The organism is Corynebacterium sp. HMSC072A02 (assembly GCF_001810085.1).
GTDB lineage: Bacteria > Actinomycetota > Actinomycetes > Mycobacteriales > Mycobacteriaceae > Corynebacterium > Corynebacterium hesseae.
Genome location: NZ_KV799802.1, coordinates 1 through 912, shown reverse-complemented (window position 1 = coordinate 912; position 912 = coordinate 1). Strand labels below are relative to the sequence as shown.

Sequence of the window (912 nt, the reverse complement as noted above, 5' to 3'; positions counted from 1 at the left end):
CGGGAAGTAGTCAACGACCTCCTCAACGGAAAAACCGAAGCCGGCGGCGTTAATCCCCACCAAAACCGAAATCCACCAGTAGTACTAAAAGGGCTCTTCCGGTTTTAGAGTGCATTGATTAGTTCGCCGGGGGTTCGGGCGTGGCACAAGATATTGGGGTCCTTGGCTTTGTAGGAAAAAGGTATCTAATCCATCCGTACAAAACTAAGGACCTACTGTGCAGCCTAACGGAAATGTCATCGTCGATACCATCTGCCGCACCGCAAAACTAGGAACTACTATCACCGGTGCCACAGAAAACGGTGACGTCACTGTTATTGAAGCCGAACCCGTCGAGCCGATCAATGAATGCCCTACCTGCGGGCAGCCTGGAGTATTCCGCGACCACGTCATCCGCAGCCTGGTCGATCTGCCCATCGTCGGCCACCCAACAACTTCATGTGCGCCTTCCACGCTACCGGTGCACCAACAAGCGTTGCTTGCAGAAGATCTTCCGTGCTGGCCTTGCCTGCGCGCCCGACAATTCAAAGACCACGGACCAGGTGACCCACTGGATCCTGCAACGACTCTGCCTAAATCGGATGAGCGTTGCCGCTGCACTCAAGTCATTAGGCCTGGGGTGGGATATGAAGTGTCCCAGGTTTTGTTCCGTTTGATGAAACCCGTTTTTGAAACAACGTACGGAGCACAACGCACGCCGATGCCAAAGCTTCCGCAACATCGACTACCTCATCAAACCCACGACAGTGGGATTCACACCCTCAATCCCCACGCGTGCAATCTTCGCACCTCAAAGATTGAAAAATGAAAGAAACCGGAGGTAACATACCCTTTCGAGTTTGTTACTTCCGGTGGTGCAGTTTGTTCAACTGCTCATCAGGACCTGACCCCTGTTTGGTAGACACCTGATAT

Annotated in this window: 1 pseudogene; it reads left to right on the top strand. The window is 52.7% G+C overall.

The annotated features are described in order from the left end of the window. Positions 1-217: 217 nt before the first annotated feature. Positions 218-635 (top strand): annotated as a pseudogene (locus HMPREF2698_RS13340) (transposase family protein); the annotation flags it as partial. Positions 636-912: the final 277 nt, after the last annotated feature.